This is a genomic window from Streptomyces sp. NPDC017991, assembly GCF_044328075.1.
Classification (GTDB): domain Bacteria; phylum Actinomycetota; class Actinomycetes; order Streptomycetales; family Streptomycetaceae; genus Streptomyces.
The window spans coordinates 30,451-47,438 of sequence record NZ_JBIRGP010000019.1 but is presented as its reverse complement, the minus strand read 5'-3'; the positions used below and the strand labels follow the sequence as shown (position 1 = coordinate 47,438).

Sequence of the window (16,988 nt, the reverse complement as noted above, 5' to 3'; positions counted from 1 at the left end):
CTAATGTTCCGTCTTTCCCGCCGACGCCCGGGCTGTGCGTCGTACATCACCCGTTCGGCCGTAAATCATCTCGCCCGCCGACTCCCCCACCAAACCCCCCAGACCACACAAAAGCGCCCGGCGCCTATGAAGGCACCGGGCACTCAAGCGCCGCTGTCGGGCCCCGTAAGGGGCGCGGGGCTGTGACATTCGCGGCTCCGCCGCGGGGCGCGACCAGCCACGACGCACCCGCGGCTACCCACCGACGGGCAGTCCCGGCTCAGCCGCGCAACCGCAGAACCGTTATGCGCGACCCGCGGTCTTCTGCGTCTTGCGCGTGATCGAGTCGATGACGACCGTGGCCAGAAGCACACCACCAGTGATCATGTACTGAACCGGCGTGGCGATGCCCTCAAGGGCGAGGCCGTACTGGATCGAGGTGATCACCATGACACCGAGCAGCGCGTTCCACGTGCGGCCACGGCCACCGAAGAGGCTGGTGCCGCCGATGACGGCCGCCGCGATGACGTTCATCAGAAGGTCACCCGCGCCGGCGCTCTGGTTGGCCGCGGCGATCTTCGAGGCCCAGAACAGACCGCCGACGGCGGCGAAGAAGCCCGCCAGGGCGAAGACCGAGACACGGACCGCCGTGACGTTGATACCGGCACGACGGGACGCCTCGACGCTGCCACCGAGCGCGAAGATCTTGCGGCCGTAGCTGGTGCGGCGCAGGACGAAGTCGCTCAGGACCAGGACCAGGACGAAGAGCAGCAGCGCCAGCGGCAGGCCCTTGTACTGGTTGAACATGATCGCGGCGGCGAACGCCACGATCGCGAGCAGGGCGGTGCGCATGATCAGGTCGCCCAGCGGCCGGGACGGGATGCCCGCGGCCTCGCGGCGGCGGCTGTCCAGGAAGCTGGTGACGAAGAAGAGCACCACGGCGACGAGCGCGAGGCCGTAGGCGGCCGCGACGTCCGAGAAGTAGTACGTGGTCAGCTTGCCGACCACGCCCTCGCCGTCGATGTTGATGGTGCCGTTCTCGCCCAGGATCTGGAGCATGAAGCCGAGCCAGAACAGCAGGCCGGCCAGGGTGACCGCGAACGCGGGAGCGCCGATCCGGGCGAAGAAGAAGCCGTGGAGCGCGCCGATGGCCGCACCACTCGCGAGGGCGATGAGGACGGCAAGCCACTCGTTCACACCGTGCGTGACGCTCAGTACGGCGGTGATGGCACCCGCCACACCACTGACCGAGCCGACCGACAGGTCGATCTCGCCGAGCAGCAGCACGAAGATGATGCCGACCGACATCATGCCGGTGGCGACCATCGCGACGGCGATGTTGTTGAGGTTCTCGGCGGAGAGGAAGGCCGAGTTCAGGCTCTGGAAGATGATGCAGATGACGATGAGGCCGAGGACGACCGGGACGGAGCCCAGGTCACCGCCCTTCATCTTGCGCTTGAACTCGCCGACGTAGCCGGCCAGGCCCTGCTCGCGCACGAGCAGCCTGGGGTCGACCACGGTCACCGCGTCGGCGGCGGCCTCGGGGTTCGCGACGGCGTGCTCGTCCGTGCTGGCGGAGGTCTTGTCGATGCTCACTTCTGAGCCTCCCCGTTGCTGCGCGCCGCACGGCGGGTCACGGCGTTGTCCGTGGCACCGGTGATGGCGGAGATGATCTCTTCCTGCGAGGTCGCCTTGACCTCGAAGACGCCGTTGTTGCGGCCGAGCCGGAGCACGGCCACCTTGTCGGCGACGGCCTTCACATCGGCCATGTTGTGGCTGATGAGCAGGACGGCGTGGCCGCGCTCGCGCAGCCGCTCGACCAGGTCGAGGACCTGGGCGGTCTGCTCGACACCGAGGGCCGCGGTGGGCTCGTCGAGGATGACCAGCTTGGGCTCGCCGAGCATGGAGCGGGCGATGGCCACGGTCTGGCGCTGACCGCCGGAGAGCGAGGCGATCGGGATGCGCACGCTGGGGATGCGGATCGACAGCGTCTGGAGCAGTTCGCGTGAGCGGCGCTCCATCTCGACCTCGTCCAGGATGCCGCGCTTCTTCAGCTCACGGCCCAGGTAGAGGTTGCCGACGACGTCGATGTTGTCGCACAGCGCGAGGTCCTGGTAGACCGTCGCGACGCCCAGGTGCTGGGCGTCGTGCGGCTTGTTGATCTGGACGGCCTTGCCGTCCCATTCGATGACACCCTCGTCGATCGGGTGCACGCCGGCGATCGTTTTCACCAGCGTGGACTTTCCGGCGCCGTTGTCGCCGACCAGGGCGACCACCTCGCCGGCGTGGACCTCAAGCTCTACGTCGGTGAGCGCCTGAACGGCACCGAATCGCTTCGAGACCCCGCGCAACGCCAGAACAGGCGTAGCGGACACGTTAACCATCTCCTTCGCCGCCTGACCCGGCGGGAGGTTGTGCAGAAAAGTTGGGGGGAGGAAGTGTTCCGTCCGGCGCCCCGCCCTAGCTTGCGGGGCTGGTGGTTGCGGGGCGCCGGAGGGGCTTTCGGTACGACTGTCCCTCAGGGACCACCTTTGCGTGGACCACAGGCCCGTACGGGAATTCAGTGGCGCGAATTCCCGTACGCGGCATGGGACGTGCCGTTACCTAGTTGAGGCCGGCCTTGCTGCAGGCGGACTTGAACTTGGCGGTGCAGATCTCGTCGATCGTGTAGATGCCGTCCTTGATGACGGTGTCGTTGATGTTCGCCTTGGTCAGCGAGACGACCGGGACGAGCACCGACGGGACGCCCTTGGTGGTGGGGCTGTCGACCGAGTCCTTGGCGATGGAGTCGAGCTTCTCGCCCTTGGCGAGCGCGACGGCCATCTGCGCGGCGACGTCCGCCTCCTGCGGGTAGGACTTGTAGACGCTCATGAACTGGTCGCCCGAGACGATGCGCTGCACACCCGCCAGCTCCGCGTCCTGGCCGGTCACGGGCGGCAGCGGGGAGACGCCCGCGGCCTTCAGGGCGGTGATGATACCGCCGGCCATGCCGTCGTTGGCGGAGTAGACGCCGACGATCTTGGTCTTGCCGATCGCCGAGATGGCGCCTTCCATGTTGGCGTTGGCGTTCTCCGGCTTCCACTCCTTGGTGTCGTACGACTTGGCGATGTCCACCTTGCCGTCGAGCTCGGAGAGCGCGCCCTTCTTGAAGAGGGCGGCGTTCGGGTCGGTGACCGCGCCGTTCATCATGACGATCTTCGCGGAGGGCTTGGCCTTGTCGCCCAGGGCCTCCAGGAGCGCCTTGCCCTGGACGCGGCCGACCTCTTCGTTGTCGAAGGAGGTGTAGGCGTCGATCGGGCCCTCGGCGAGGCGGTCGTACGCCACGACGGGGATACCGGCGTCCTTGGCCTTCTTCACGCCGTTGGCGATGGCCTTGGAGTCCACCGCGTCCACGATCAGCACGTCCACCTTGTTGGTGATCATCGTGTCGACCTGCTGGGACTGCGTGGTGGCGTCCTGCTTGGCGTTGGCGTAGACGATCTCGCCCTTGTCGTTCGTGAGCTCCTTGACCTTCTTCTCGATCAGGGGCTTGTCGAACTTCTCGTACCGAGCGGTCTGGTTCTCCGGAAGGAGAAGGCCGACCTTGATGTTGTCGCCCTTGGCGGCGGACTTCGTGGAGTCGCTCTTGTCGCCGGACTCCTCGGCGCTGCCACAGGCAGCCAGCGAGACGGCCATCGCACCAGCGGCAACGGCAAAGGCGGCGCGACGCATACGCGTATTCACTTCAGAAACCTCCCTGACGAGGCCGCGACGTTGCGGCCGAGGTGGCTGGAAGTCAACTCGGCCGCACGTGCGACGTCAAGAAGTAAATCCTTAACGGAATGGCAACGCTGCCATCCGTTCTCTAAGTGAAGGCAGGTGTTACAGCGGGGAGCGATCCGTCCAAAAGGGTTGAATCGCCCATCTCGCCGAGTGCGAGGGCGAGCGCCCCGAGGACCTCCGCCCGACCGCCAAGTGCCCCTGGCAGAACGGATAGTTGACGCGCCGCACTGGGGATCGCATAGCGGCCGACGGACTCCCTTATGGGTCCTAGCACGAGCTCTCCGGCCTCGGCGAGATCACCGCCGAGCACCACCCGGCTCGGATTGAGCAGATTGCACAGATTTGCCACTCCACTGCCGATATGTCGGCCGACGTCGGCGATCACCCGACGGCAGCCAGGGTCTCCGTCCCGCGCCAGCCGTACGACACCTTCCATGGTCAGATCCGTGCCGTGGCTGGACTGGAGGAGCGGCAGCACATAGCGCGCCGCCGCGAAGGTCTCCAGGCAGCCCCGGTTGCCGCAGCGGCAGACAGGACCGGACTCATCAAGAGTAATATGCCCGATTTCTCCCGCTGTGCCACCCGGGCCGCGGTAGATCTTGCTGTTGATCACGAGTCCGGCGCCGACACCGCTGGCCACCTTGATGTAGGCCAGGTCCCGGACGCCCCTGCCGCTCCCCCAGACGAGTTCCCCGAGGGCTCCGAGGTTGGCGTCGTTGTCGACGTGCACGGGGACCCCCAGACGCCCCTGGAGCTCCTCGGCGGGCTTGGTGCCGGTCCAGCCCGGCAGGATCGCGGTGGAGCCGAGTGTCCCGGACTCCACATCGATCGGCCCGGGCACGCCGAGGCCCACCCCGGCGACCTTCGCGCGGTCCACGCCGGTGGCCGCGATCAGACGGTTGACCAGCTGTTCCGCCCGGTCGAAGCCCTGCGCGGCGGACGCGTCCACATCGAGCGGCTCGGACTCCTCGGCCAGCACCTGGTGCGCGAGGTTGCCGACGGCGACGCGCAGATGCGTATGGCCGAAGTCGACGCCGATGACGATGCCGGCGTCGCCGCTGAGGCTGACGCTGCGGGCCCTTCGGCCACCCGCCGAGGTGGGGGTGACCTCGACCGTCCCGCCGTCCTTCAGCTCCCGCACGATGTTGGAGACCGTGGCCGCGGACAGGCCCGTCGTCCTCGCGATCTCCGCCTGGGTGAGCGACCCGGCCAGGCGCACCGCGCGTACGACCCGTTCGAGATTGGCTCGGTGCAGCGACGACTGCGACCCCGGAGTCTCCACGACGACCTCCTGCGTACGGGGTCGCCTCGGTGAGACCCCGTCTATGTCCAACTAGTGAACTCTAAGCTGAGCTGTTGGGGTCGCCTCCCGTCAAGAGGTTGAGCAAGAGAGGGGCGTGCGGGCGCCCGTAACGCGCGAGTGGCCCCGGCTCCAATCCGGGACCACCCTCACAAACCGAACCGATCAACCTGCCGTTACTTGAGCGCCCCCGCGGTCAGCCCCTGCACGACCTGGCGCTGGAAGACGATGTACGCGGCCAGGACCGGCAGCATGGCCATCACGAGGCCCGCGAACAGCCCGGACCAGTCACCCTTGTAGCCCTGGCTGACGGCGAGCTGGACGAGCCCCTGGGTGAGCACCTTGTTCTCCGGCTCGGTGTTGAGCACCGTCGGCAGCATGTACTGGTTCCACTGCCCCAGGAAGTTGAAGATGGTGATGCTGATCAGGCCGGGCTTGGCCATCGGCAGCATCACCTGGAAGAACGTCCTGGTGTGCGAGGCGCCGTCCACGAAGGCCGCCTCGGCCACCGAGGTCGGCAGGGTGCGGAAGAAGGACGTCATGAAGAACACGGTGAACGGCAGCGAGTAGCCGATGTAGACCAGGATCAGTCCGGGCAGCGTGTTCAGCAGCGACAGGTTCTGCATGACGTAGAACAGCGGGACCAGCGCCAGGATGATCGGGAAGCTCATCCCTCCGATGAAGAGGAAGTAGATGAAGCGGTTCCCGGGGAACTCGAAGCGCGCGAGGACGTACGCCGCCATGGAGCCCAGCAGCATGGTGCCGAGGAGCGAGAACCCCACCACGATGATCGTGTTGAGGAAGTAGTCGCTCATGTTCGCCTCGGTCCAGGCGCGCGACCAGTTGTCGAAGTGCAGCGAGTCGGGCAGCGCCCACGGCGAACTGAAGATCTCCTTGTCCGTCTTGAACGAGGTCATCACCGCCCAGAGCAGCGGCATCACCACCATGATCGCCCAGAGGATCAGGAATCCGTGCGAGAAGACGTTGAGGGTCCTGCCGGTGGCCTTCTCCTCGGGCGGGGGCGCGGACGTCGTCTTGGTGACGGGCGGCCTCTCACCGGTGGTGTCGGCGGGAGGCGTGTCGGTCGTCTTCACTCGTGGCCTCCTCGCGGGTCGGTCAGCTCGGTTCGCATCAGTACTCCAGCCGCTCGCGCCGGCCCAGCTTCATGACGACCGCCACGAACAGCAGCGTCACGGCGAGCAGGGCGACACCGATCGTCGTCGCGTAGGCGGCCTGGCCGTCGCGGAACGCCTTCTGGTAGACGTACAGCGGCAGGACGGTCGTCGAGTAGTCGGGGCCGCCGCCGTTCGGGCCCACGGTCATGATCTGCACGACCGCGAAGGACTCGGCGCCGAGCGCCAGGATGCCCACGTAGGCCCAGCCCGACTGCACGGTGTCCCAGAGCAACGGCAGGGTGATCCTGAAGAAGGTCGTGATGCGGTTCGCGCCGTCCAGGAGCGCCGCCTCGTAGTAGTCCTTGGGAATGGAGGCCATTCCCGCGGAGAAGAGCACCACGAAGAAACCGACCGTGCACCAGACGAGTACCGCGAAGACGCACCAGAGGGCCAGCTCCGGATCGCCCAGCCAGTCAGGCTGGACGCTGTCGAGACCGACCGCCTTCAGAGCGGAGTTGATCGCGCCGCTGTTGGGGTTGTAGGCGAACTGGAACAGCAGCGCGACGATCGCGATCGACAGCACCTGCGGAAAGAAGTAGACCACCTTGTAGAAGGCGGAGCCGCGTACGCCGGAGATCGCGGCATTCTTCCGGCGCCGTCCGCCGACATTGAGCATGAAGGCGAAGAACAGCGCCATGGTGAGCGTCACCAACGGCAGCAGCACGACGAGCATCACGCTGTGCTGCAACGACTTCCAGAAGACCTCGTCGTCCAGCAGTCTCGTGTAATTCTTGAAGCCCACCATCTTGAACTCGGGGCTGAGACCGCTCCAGTCCGTGAACGAGTAGTAGATGGACTGGATGAAGGGCCAGATGACGAACAGGCCGTAAATGGCCAGGGGGGCCGTCAAGAACCCCACGATGAAACGGTATTTACCGTGTTGCATTCCTACCGACCCGATCTTCCCGCGGGGGCTGCCGTCGACGCCGCGCGACGAGAACCGGGACCCCGGACGGCGTCCGGGGTCCCGGCCGCGCTCACTGGTGCTTGTAGTGCTGGATGTTCTCGTCCTTGGCCGCCTCGTCGGCGTAGCCCTGGATCTTCTTGATGGCTTCGACCGGGGTGAGCCGCCCCGCCATCATCTCGCCGAGGCCGCCGACGCCGATCTTCTCCTTCTGGAGCGCCACGTACCAGTCCTGGATACGCGGGTTGACCACGTTGTCGCCGGCCTTCTCCAGGGCCGCCACACCGGCCTTCAGACCCGGCGTCAGCTCGATTCCGTCGGTGCCGCCGTTGAAGGCGGTCAGCGACTTGACCGACGAGGTGAAGTTCTTCGACGAGGCCTCGCTGAGCATGATGCGCAGCTGCTCCATTCCGCCGTCGGTGTTCTTGGCCTTGGCGGGCACGATGAAGGGCTCGCCCCCGGAGGCCCAGATGGTGCCGAAGGGCATCTTGTCCGAGCTGTCGATGCCGCTGGGCGCGTTCACCGCGAGGTCGAAGTCCTTCGGCATGGTCTTCGCCGCCTCGTTCTCCACCCAGGAGCCGTTCGGGATGAAGAGCGCCTTGCCCTCGGTCCAGGCGGTCTGGGACTGGATGTGGTCCAGGCCCGGGGTGCCCTTGAGGATGTAGCCCTTCTTGTAGAGCTCGTAGTACGCCTCGAAACAGGTCTTGACCGCCGGGTGCTTCCAGGCGTTCGGCTCCAGGTTGTCGATGGCGTCCAGGACCTCACGGCCGCCGACCTTGGCGATCATCGGGTAGAGCGAGAAGGGGATGTAGTACGGGTGCTTGCCCGCGTACGTCCAGCCCGCGATGCCCTTCTTCTTCGCCTTCGCGCAGACCGCGAGCATGTCGTCCCAGGTCTCCGGGTACGTCGCGTCGAGGCCGTCCAGCGCCTTCTGCGAGTACCACACGCCGTAGACCGTGTACGCGTAGTACATGATCCAGACCGGGTCGCCGTCGAACTGGCCCATCTCGACGATGCCGGGGCGCAGGGTGTCCCGGACCTTCTTGGCCGGGTCGTCGAAGGACGGCGCGTCCAGCAGCGGGGTGAGGTCCGAGAGCTGCTTCTTGCCGACCAGGACGCCCATGTCCATCTGCTCGGCACCCGAGTTGTCGATCAGGTCCGGCGGGGTTCCCTGGTTGAAGCGCGGCTGCAGGACCGACTGGATCTTCTGGGTCGAGGAGAACTTGACCTTCGCCTTGGGGAAGTTCTTCTCGTAGACCGCCTTGGCGTCCTCGGCGTACTGCGTGCCGAAACCACCGTCGAAGATCACGATCTCCAGCGGCGCGCTCGCGTTGACGGCGAGCGGGTTCTCCTTGGTCTTCTTGCCCTTGTCGACCTTTTCCTCGCCGCCGCTGTCACCGCTGGCACACGCGGACAGAAAACCCATCGTGGGTACGGTAATCAGACCGAGCGCGGCGGACCGCTTGATCAGGTCGCGCCGGCCGACACCCTCGCGGTCGTTGTGTGCGGAAGTGGATCCCATGCTCAAGTCCTCGCCTTCGTCAGGACTCAGGCGGTGAACCGGACCCTCCCCGGCACCGCGGTTGGTACTGCATTACCCGGGGGAAACCCCCGGTCCCCCGGCAGGAAAAACAGGTCGGACAAACTGCCCGGCACTTGAGCGAGGGGACATCGGTAGAGCTGGATCGTGCCTGGAATACCGGGAGCCGCGGGAATGCACGGCACGCCGCTGTTCGCCGCGCCCCCTCGTCTGTCGGCAACCGCCTGCCCGCGACCGGTCGAACGATCGGGGCGGACGCCGACAGGTATAGTCCACTTCCCGCCAACGGAGCAAGATCGAATGCACAGTTGGCCGACACTCTTTCCCGAAGTGAGACCTCGCGGAAATATGAGCTGCCCGGAGGCCGGGGCCGTTGCCGGACCCCCACGGGAGAGCGAACACCGTCCGGCGCACACTCCGGGGGTCCCCCGGCCGAAGGCCGGAAGAGCGCGCCGGGTCGCGGACCCGCGTGCCGGACCCGCTTGGGCCTGCGCCCGGTGCGGCCCGCGGGGGTCCCCGGCCGGAAGCCGCAAGAGCGCGCCGGGGCGCGGGCCCGTGTGCTGGACGCACTGGGGCTTATGGCCGGTGCGGCGCGTGGGGCCCCCGGCCGAAAGCCTCAAGAGCCCGCCAGGGCGCGGGCTCGCGCGCCGGACGCACTGGGGGGCGCAGCCCCCTTCAAGGGGCGCGGGGAACTGCGCGACCAGCCCCCACCGAACCCGCAGACGAACCCCCGCACCCCCAGCGGAGCCTGCACCCCGCGCGGCCCGTGGGGGCCCCGGCCGGAAGCCGCAAGAGCCCGCCAGGGCACGGACCCGCGCGCCGGACGCACTGGGGGGGCGCAGCCCCCTTCAAGGGGCGCGGGGAACTGCGCGACCAGCCCCCACCGAACCCGCAGACAAACCCCCGCACCCCGGCGCAGCCTGCACCCCGCGCGGCCCGTGGGGGCCCCGCCGAAAGCCGCAAGAGCCTGCCAGGGCGCGGGCCCGCACGCCGGACGCACTTCGGGGGCGCAGCCCCCTTCAAGGGGCGCGGGGAACTGCGCGACCAGCCCCCACCGAACCCGCAGACGAACTCCCGCACCCCGGCGCAGCCTGCACCCCGCGCGGCCCGTGGGGGCCCCGGCCGGAAGCCGCAAGAACCCGCCGGGGCACGGACCCGCACGCCGGACGCACTTGAGCCTGCGCCCCGTGCGCCCCGTGCGGCCCGTGGGGCCCCCGGCCGGAGGCCGGAAGCGCGTCCCGGGCGCCACGACGGCCCGGAGTTCCGGCAGCAACCCCCTTGCCACACAGCGGGCGATCAGGCAACGATCAGGGCCCGAACAGGAAGCCGACAGGTGCGCCCACGAGGGGGTGGTCGAGTCGGCTGTCGGCATTACCCCCGTACGCCACATCCAACACCCTTGACAGCACTGGCCACTTGACTCCCTACTGGACCTGCGCAGCGATTTTGACAACGTTGTCCAGGCGCACGTGACAGGGAGGGTGCTGGCGCATGCACCACAGATCTCGGCAAGGGTCTCTGTACAGATCCCGGCTCGGAACACGGCACGGGTGGGGTTCCACGGCGGTCCTCGGAGCGGCCGCCTTCGCACTGGTGGTGGCCTCGCAGGGCGCCGCCGTAGCCCGTCCCGGTGAAGCGGCGGCGGCAGATCGGGAGTTCGCCTCCTCCTTCGAGACGGGTGAACCCGCACCCGACTGGCTCAACACGGTCGACACCTCGGCGGACGGCACCAAGCGCGCCGCGGGGGTCGACGGCGGCTTCAGCACCGGCATCCCCGGCAATGTGACGGACCACGTCACGGACGTCCGCGCGAGCGCCGAGAACACCGGCGGGGGCGAGGTGAAGGAGAACCTCGCCGATGTGGAGCCCAGCACCAAGTGGCTGACCTTCGCGCCCACCGGCTGGGCGGAGTTCGAGCTGGACGCCCCCGTCAAGCTGCTCACGTACGCGCTCACGTCGGCCAACGACCACGACGAGCGCGACCCCGTCGACTGGACCTTCCAGGGCTCCACGGACGGCAAGGACTGGAAGACCCTCGACACCCGGACCGGCGAGTCCTTCGGCGAACGGTTCCAGACGAAGTCGTACAAGCTCGGCGAACCGGCCGAGTACCAGCACTTCCGGCTCGACATCACCAAGAACAACGGCGCCTCCGACGCCCTGCAGCTCGCCGACGTCCAGTTCTCGACGGGCGACGAGGAAGACCCCACGCCCAAGGACATGCTCTCCCTCGTGGACCGCGGTCCGAGCGGCTCCCCGACGGCCAAGGCGGGCGCGGGCTTCACCGGCAAGAAGGCCCTGCGGTACGCGGGCACCCACAAGGCGGACGGCCGCGCCTACTCGTACAACAAGGTCTTCGACGTGAACGTGGCCGTCGGCCGCGACACCGAGCTGGCGTACCGGATCTTCCCGTCGATGGCGGACGGCGACCGGGACTACGACGCCACGAACGTGTCGGTCGACCTCGCCTTCACGGACGGCACCTACCTCAGTGACCTGCGCGCCCAGGACCAGCACGGGTTCGCGCTGACACCGCAGGGCCAGGGCGCCTCGAAGGTGCTGTACGTCAACCAGTGGAACAACGTCACCTCGCGGATCGGCTCGGTCGCGGCCGGCCGGACCGTCGACCGCATCCTGGTCGCGTACGACTCCCCGAAGGGGCCCGCCAAGTTCCGCGGCTGGCTGGACGACGTGAACCTGAGTGTGCAGAAGCCCGGGAAGCCGAAGGCGCATCTCTCGGACTACGCGTCGACCATCCGCGGCACCAACTCCAGCGGCGGTTTCTCGCGCGGCAACAACTTCCCGGCCACGGCCGTGCCGCACGGCTTCAACTTCTGGACCCCGGTGACGAACGCGGGTTCGCTGAGCTGGCTGTACGACTACGCGCGCTCCAACAACGCGGACAACCTGCCGACCGTCCAGGCGTTCAGCGCGAGCCACGAGCCCAGCCCCTGGATGGGCGACCGGCAGACCTTCCAGGTGATGCCGTCGGCCGCGTCCGGCACCCCGGAGACGGGCCGCACCGCCCGCGCGCTGCCCTTCAGGCACGAGAACGAGACGGCACGCCCGTACTACTACGGCGTGACGTTCGAGAACGGGCTGAAGACGGAGATGACGCCGACGGACCACGCGGCGGCTATGCGGTTCACCTTCCCCGGTGACGACGCGAACGTCCTCTTCGACAACGTCACCGACCAGGCGGGCCTCACCCTCGACAAGGAGAGCGGCACCTTCACCGGCTACTCGGACGTGAAGTCCGGTCTGTCGACGGGCGCCACCCGCCTCTTCGTGTACGGGACCTTCGACGCGCCCGTCACCGAGGGAAGCTCCTCGGGGGTCAAGGGCTATCTGAAGTTCGAGCCGGGCGCCGACCGCACGGTCACCCTGCGCATCGCCACCTCGCTCATCAGCATCGACCAGGCCAAGGACAACCTCCGCCAGGAGATCCCGGACGGCACGTCCTTCGACAAGGTCAAGTCACGCGCCCAGAAGGCGTGGGACAGGATCCTGGGCAAGGTCGAGGTCGAGGGCGCGACCCCGGACCAGCTGACGACGCTGTACTCCAGCCTCTACCGGCTGTACCTGTACCCGAACTCCGGCTTCGAGAAGGTCGGCGGCAAGTACCAGTACGCCTCGCCGTTCTCGGCGATGCCGGGCCCGGACACCCCGACGCACACCGGCGCGAAGATCGTCGACGGCAAGGTGTACGTCAACAACGGCTTCTGGGACACCTACCGGACGACGTGGCCGGCCTACTCGCTCCTCACGCCCGGCCAGGCGGGTGAGATGGTCGACGGCTTCGTGCAGCAGTACAAGGACGGCGGCTGGACCTCGCGCTGGTCCTCGCCCGGCTACGCGGACCTGATGACCGGCACCTCCTCCGACGTGGCGTTCGCGGACGCGTACGTCAAGGGCGTCGACTTCGACGCGGAGTCGGCGTACGACGCGGCCGTGAAGAACGCGACCGTCGTGCCGCCCTCCTCGGGCGTGGGCCGCAAGGGCATGGCCACCTCGCCCTTCATCGGCTACACGAGCACCGACACCCACGAGGGCCTGTCGTGGGCGCTTGAGGGCTACCTCAACGACTACGGCATCTCGAAGATGGGCGAGGCGCTCTACAGGGAGACCGGCAAGAAGAAGTACAAGGAGGAGTCCGCGTACTTCCTCAACCGGGCCCAGGAGTACGTCAACCTCTTCGACTCGAAGGCCGGCTTCTTCCAGGGCCGGGACGCGAAGGGCGACTGGCGGGTGGACTCCGAGAAGTACGACCCGCGTGTGTGGGGCTACGACTACACGGAGACCAACGGCTACGGGTACGCGTTCACCGCGCCGCAGGACTCGCGCGGGCTGGCCAACCTGTACGGCGGCCGGTCGGGCCTCGCGGAGAAGCTGGACACGTACTTCGGTACCCCGGAGACCGCCGGACCCGAGTTCGTCGGCTCGTACGGGGGCGTCATCCATGAGATGACCGAGGCCCGTGACGTCCGGATGGGCATGTACGGGCACTCCAACCAGGTGGCCCACCACGTCAACTACATGTACGACGCGGCCGGCCAGCCCTGGAAGACCCAGAAGAACGTGCGTGAGGTCCTCTCGCGGCTCTACACGGGCAGCGAGATCGGCCAGGGCTACCACGGCGACGAGGACAACGGCGAGCAGTCGGCCTGGTACCTCTTCTCCTCGCTCGGCTTCTACCCGCTGGTCATGGGCAGCGGCGAGTACGCCGTCGGCTCACCGCTGTTCACCAAGGCGACCGTGCACCTGGAGAACGGCCGGGACCTCGTCGTGAAGGCCCCGAAGAACAGCGCGAAGAACGTCTACGTGCAGGGTCTGAAGGTCAACGGCAAGAAGTGGACGTCGACCTCGCTCCCGCACTCGGTGCTCTCGCGCGGCGCGGTGATCGAGTTCGACATGGGGCCGAAGCCCTCCTCGTGGGGCACCGGCAAGAACGCGGCGCCCGAGTCGATCACGAAGGACGACAAGGTGCCGGCTCCCCGGACCGACGCCGTCAAGGGCGAGGGCGCCCTGTTCGACAACACGTCGGGCACGAGCGCCACCGTCGCGTCCGCGGACCTGCCGACCGCCGACCCGGTCAAGGCCGTGCAGTACACACTGACGTCGGCCGAGGGGGCCAAGGCTCCCAAGGGCTGGGTCCTGCAGGGCTCGTCCGACGGGACCACGTGGAAGGACCTCGACAAGCGTTCCGGGCAGTCCTTCGCCTGGGACAGGCAGACGCGGGCCTTCTCGGTCGCGGCACCCGGCACGTACGCGAAGTACCGCCTGGTCCTCGACGGTGAGGCGACGCTGGCGGAGGTGGAACTGCTGAGCTGATCCGGCCCGGCACGCATCACCCGCACACGGCACCGGTTACGGCAGGACGGTAACCGGTGCCGTGTCGTTGGCGGGGTCGGGGTCGCGGCGGGAGGTGTCGGCGGTGTCCGTCACGCTCACGCCGCCCTCGCCCGGCCCACCGAGCCGGAGCGTGAACTCGAAGGCGCTCGTCTCCCCCGCTTCGAGCCCGCTGCGCACGGGGCAGGAGTACGTGCCCCTGTCCAGCTCGCAGGAGGGCTCGTACACGTCCTCGTCGATGGCCTCCTCGGGCTGCTCGACCACGGTGGCGCTCGGCGGCGGGGTGAACAGGAGCCTTGTGCTCCCGGGGGTGGCGGGCCCGTTGTTGCGCACCTTCAGACGCACGGTGTGCTCGGTGCCCCGCGCGCCCCTCACCTCGGCGGGGAAGACCTCGAAGTCCGCGTGGGTGTCCACCTCGATGTCGCTCTCCACGTCACCGCCCGCGAACGTGCCCTCCAGGTCGGGTCCCTTCGCGGTGCCGGTCGTCAGCCGCGGGCCGTCGCCGGGGTCGCCGCCCTCGGGTACGACGCTGTACTGCGCGGGGCCCATGTCCAGGGCCCACGCCTCCTGGCGGAAGGAGGTGTACAGCTGCGTGGTGGAGACGTCCAGCGCCAGGTCCGGGTGGAGGACGACCGCCTTCCCGGCGGGTACGCGCAGATCGGGGAACTCGCACACCGCGAGGAAGCCCTTCTGCGCCGCCGGATAGCGGCAGTTGCGGTACCGGTCCTCGAAACCCAGACCGCCGCCGACGGCGAGCAGCAGCCCGACGCCCCGCACGGGCACCTCCCCCGTGTTGCGGACCACGAGGGGTGTGCGCAGGACGGATCCGGGCCCGACGTCCTCGAACACCTTCGTCGTACGCACCTTGACGACGGGTTCGCCGACGACGACGCGGGTGCCGGCGCTGAGCGTCCTCCCCTTGCGCGTGCTGAAACGGAAACGTACCTCCGCGCTGTCGCCGGGCCGGCCGTCCGGGGCGGCGTAGGGATGGACGCGGTCCAGGTCGGTCCAGCTGTCGTAGTCGCCGTTCACCTTGCAGACGACCCGGGTGGCGGTCCCGGAGCACCTGGGGTTCTTCTTGCGGATCTTCGAGATCTTGAGCCGAACGGTCCGGCCGGACCCGGTGACGTCCACGGTGAGCCGGTGGTCCTGCGCTCCGAAGCCGCTCCTGGCCGTCACGTCCTTGGCCCGGACATGGAAGGGCACCTTCTTCTCGGGCCCGGAGTCGTCCCCGTGCGGCCGGAGATAGAACAGGTCCGGCACCGCGATCGACGACTTCTTCCCCGTGTCCATGACGGTGCCGCAGCCGGTGAGTCCGCCCAGCGTCAGCAGCATCACCAGTGCCAGGCAGACGGCAGCCGGGCGCCGCACCGTGTCCCGCTCGTTCATGAGCCCTCCCGCGGGAGACCGTACCAACCTCAGAAGTGGCTCAAGATTCCAACTGCGTTGGCTGCGCGCTCCGTTGGGGAGGTAGAGTCGCTTTCGGACCACCGGACAACGTTGTCGTGTCCGTGGTCCACACGACCCCCTCCCCTCCGGCCAGGCATTCCCCCGACCTGCCCGGCTCGCGGACCCGGTGGATTACGGCCACCGGGTCCGCCCAGAGCACCCCGGGAGGATCCCGCCCCGGAGTCGACGGGGCCGGTCCCGGACGGGCTGCGAAGCCGCTCAGCCCGGTCGGCACGCCGGAGCGGTCGCCGTATCACCTCCGGAGCCCTGGACGACGTAACCGAACGTGGTGCTCTCGCCCGGATCGAGCGACCCGTTCCAGTCGGCGTTGTGGACCATCACGTTCTGGCCGCTGTACGTGGCGTTGCCGCTCCAGAGACTGGCGACGGACTGCCCTGTCGGCAGCGACCAGTCGACCATCCAGCCGAGCAGCGGCACGTCCCCGTTGTTGGTGACGGTCACCTCGGACTGGTGGCCGCCCGACCAACTGCCCGTCGTACGGCGGCTCGCCGAGCAGACGCCGGCCGGGGGCTCGGTCGGGTTGCCCGGGTCGTGGATGCCCGTCACCTCTCCGTTGCCGCCGTCGAAGACGATGTCGGAGCAGGAGTAGAAGGTCTCCGCGCTGTCCGAGCGCTGCCAGACCATGTAGACGAGGTGGCGGCCCGACTTGCCTGCCGGAAGCTGCCCGGACCAGGAGTAGTTGGCCTCGACCGTGCCCGGGGACCCGTTGAGCGCCGGGTGGTCGACGCTCAGGAACGGCTGGGCCTCGATGTCGTTCCAGGTGAGCGCCTTGGTCGGGTCGTAGCCGTCCTTGGTGAGGTAGACGTAGAACCAGCCCGGGTGCGCGGCCCACGCGTTGTAGGAGAAGTCGACGGTCGCGCCCGAGGTGAGGTGGGTGAGCGGCCAGTCGGCGCTCGGGGTGTTGAAGCCGGTGAAGTTGGTGTTGCCGCCGCTGCACAGTTCGCCGTCGGGCACGAAGCCGCGGGTGCGGCCGGCTCCGTCGGAGCGCAGGACCGAGAACCAGTTGTAGAACGGCGTCGTGCCGCTGACCTGCTGGGCCGCCTTGCAGGCGGGGTTGATCGGCTTGATCTCACCGGTGTCGGTGAGCGCGTCCTGCCAGCACAGGAAGGTGCGGCTGGCGGGCTTCATGGGGGTGCCGTGGGCTTCGGCCTCGCCGCCCGCCGAGACGACCAGGCCGAGGGCCGGGACCGTGACGAAGACGGCCAGCAGGATGAGGAGGAAGGCTCTGCCGCGGGCGCGCAGTGGGAGGCGGCCGAGCGGTGAGCGGCGTGGCGGGTGTCGAGGTGGCGGGGTCGGGGAGATTGTCAGGCTCATGACAGTAGCGTCCATCCCTTCGTTCACAGGCCGTGTGGTGTGCGTGTGGCGACGAGGTAGAGCGTGGTCGCGCCGCTGGTGTACGTGCGGGATGTGTGAGGTGGGGGCGGCCCCGGGGCGGGTTCCGGTCCACCCTGAATGGGAGCGCTCCCACCCCACGTGCTGTCGAAGCTAGCGCGGCGCGATGCACATGTA

General features: G+C 68.3%; 10 protein-coding genes. 1 reads left to right on the top strand and 9 read right to left on the bottom strand.

The window, feature by feature from the left end; all coding sequences use genetic code 11:
* Positions 1–282: 282 nt before the first annotated feature.
* The 7 genes from ACH4DZ_RS40370 to ngcE all read right to left on the bottom strand — a co-directional run bounded on the left by ACH4DZ_RS40370 (position 283) and on the right by ngcE (position 8,642).
* Positions 283–1,575 (bottom strand): sugar ABC transporter permease, encoded by a 1,293-nt coding sequence (locus tag ACH4DZ_RS40370; protein ID WP_398294057.1) that lies wholly within the window; start codon positions 1,573–1,575, stop codon positions 283–285.
* A complete protein-coding gene (locus ACH4DZ_RS40365) occupies positions 1,572–2,363 on the bottom strand; it encodes an ATP-binding cassette domain-containing protein (protein WP_189777611.1) in 792 nt (263 codons plus the stop codon). Before ACH4DZ_RS40365 ends, ACH4DZ_RS40370 begins: the two co-directional genes overlap by 4 nt.
* A 220-nt stretch (positions 2,364–2,583) precedes the next feature.
* Complete coding sequence (locus tag ACH4DZ_RS40360; RefSeq protein WP_398294204.1) at positions 2,584–3,690, bottom strand: substrate-binding domain-containing protein; 1,107 nt, start codon at positions 3,688–3,690, stop codon at positions 2,584–2,586.
* A gap of 133 nt (positions 3,691–3,823) precedes the next feature.
* Positions 3,824–5,023 carry an ROK family protein gene (locus ACH4DZ_RS40355; protein ID WP_398294055.1) on the bottom strand — a complete coding sequence of 400 codons (1,200 nt, stop codon included), beginning with the start codon at positions 5,021–5,023 and terminating at the stop codon, positions 3,824–3,826.
* A 194-nt stretch (positions 5,024–5,217) separates the two neighbouring features.
* Complete coding sequence (locus ACH4DZ_RS40350; protein WP_398294053.1) at positions 5,218–6,135, bottom strand: carbohydrate ABC transporter permease; 918 nt, start codon at positions 6,133–6,135, stop codon at positions 5,218–5,220.
* A 37-nt stretch (positions 6,136–6,172) separates the two neighbouring features.
* Positions 6,173–7,102, bottom strand: coding sequence for a carbohydrate ABC transporter permease (locus ACH4DZ_RS40345; RefSeq protein WP_398294051.1), 930 nt, complete (start codon positions 7,100–7,102; stop codon positions 6,173–6,175).
* Positions 7,103–7,193: 91 nt separating this feature from the next.
* Complete coding sequence (gene ngcE, locus ACH4DZ_RS40340; protein ID WP_398294049.1) at positions 7,194–8,642, bottom strand: N-acetylglucosamine/diacetylchitobiose ABC transporter substrate-binding protein; 1,449 nt, start codon at positions 8,640–8,642, stop codon at positions 7,194–7,196.
* A 1,509-nt stretch (positions 8,643–10,151) separates the two neighbouring features.
* Here ngcE and ACH4DZ_RS40335 point away from each other — a divergent pair.
* Complete coding sequence (locus ACH4DZ_RS40335; protein WP_398294047.1) at positions 10,152–13,991, top strand: GH92 family glycosyl hydrolase; 3,840 nt, start codon at positions 10,152–10,154, stop codon at positions 13,989–13,991.
* A gap of 36 nt (positions 13,992–14,027) precedes the next feature.
* Here the strand turns inward: ACH4DZ_RS40335 and ACH4DZ_RS40330 are convergent, their stop codons facing one another.
* Together ACH4DZ_RS40330 and ACH4DZ_RS40325 are read right to left on the bottom strand one after the other, a co-directional pair.
* The gene (locus tag ACH4DZ_RS40330) at positions 14,028–15,398 is read right to left on the bottom strand and encodes a hypothetical protein (RefSeq protein ID WP_398294045.1); all 1,371 of its coding nucleotides are present in this window, start codon (positions 15,396–15,398) and stop codon (positions 14,028–14,030) included.
* 279 nt (positions 15,399–15,677) lie between these two features.
* Entirely contained in the window at positions 15,678–16,793 is a 1,116-nt protein-coding gene (locus tag ACH4DZ_RS40325) for a lytic polysaccharide monooxygenase (protein WP_398294043.1), read from the bottom strand.
* Positions 16,794–16,988 lie beyond the last annotated feature (195 nt).

Bases quoted from the DNA above. Each gene is read 5' to 3' on its own strand.
- ACH4DZ_RS40360 (WP_398294204.1), bottom strand. From the start codon at position 3,690: ATGCGTCGCGCCGCCTTTGCCGTTGCCGCTGGTGCGATGGCCGTCTCG.
- ACH4DZ_RS40335 (WP_398294047.1), top strand. From the start codon at position 10,152: ATGCACCACAGATCTCGGCAAGGGTCTCTGTACAGATCCCGGCTCGGA.
- ACH4DZ_RS40330 (WP_398294045.1), bottom strand. From the start codon at position 15,398: ATGAACGAGCGGGACACGGTGCGGCGCCCGGCTGCCGTCTGCCTGGCA.
- ACH4DZ_RS40345 (WP_398294051.1), bottom strand. From the start codon at position 7,102: ATGCAACACGGTAAATACCGTTTCATCGTGGGGTTCTTGACGGCCCCC.
- ACH4DZ_RS40325 (WP_398294043.1), bottom strand. From the start codon at position 16,793: ATGAGCCTGACAATCTCCCCGACCCCGCCACCTCGACACCCGCCACGC.
- ACH4DZ_RS40365 (WP_189777611.1), bottom strand. From the start codon at position 2,363: ATGGTTAACGTGTCCGCTACGCCTGTTCTGGCGTTGCGCGGGGTCTCG.
- ngcE (WP_398294049.1), bottom strand. From the start codon at position 8,642: ATGGGATCCACTTCCGCACACAACGACCGCGAGGGTGTCGGCCGGCGC.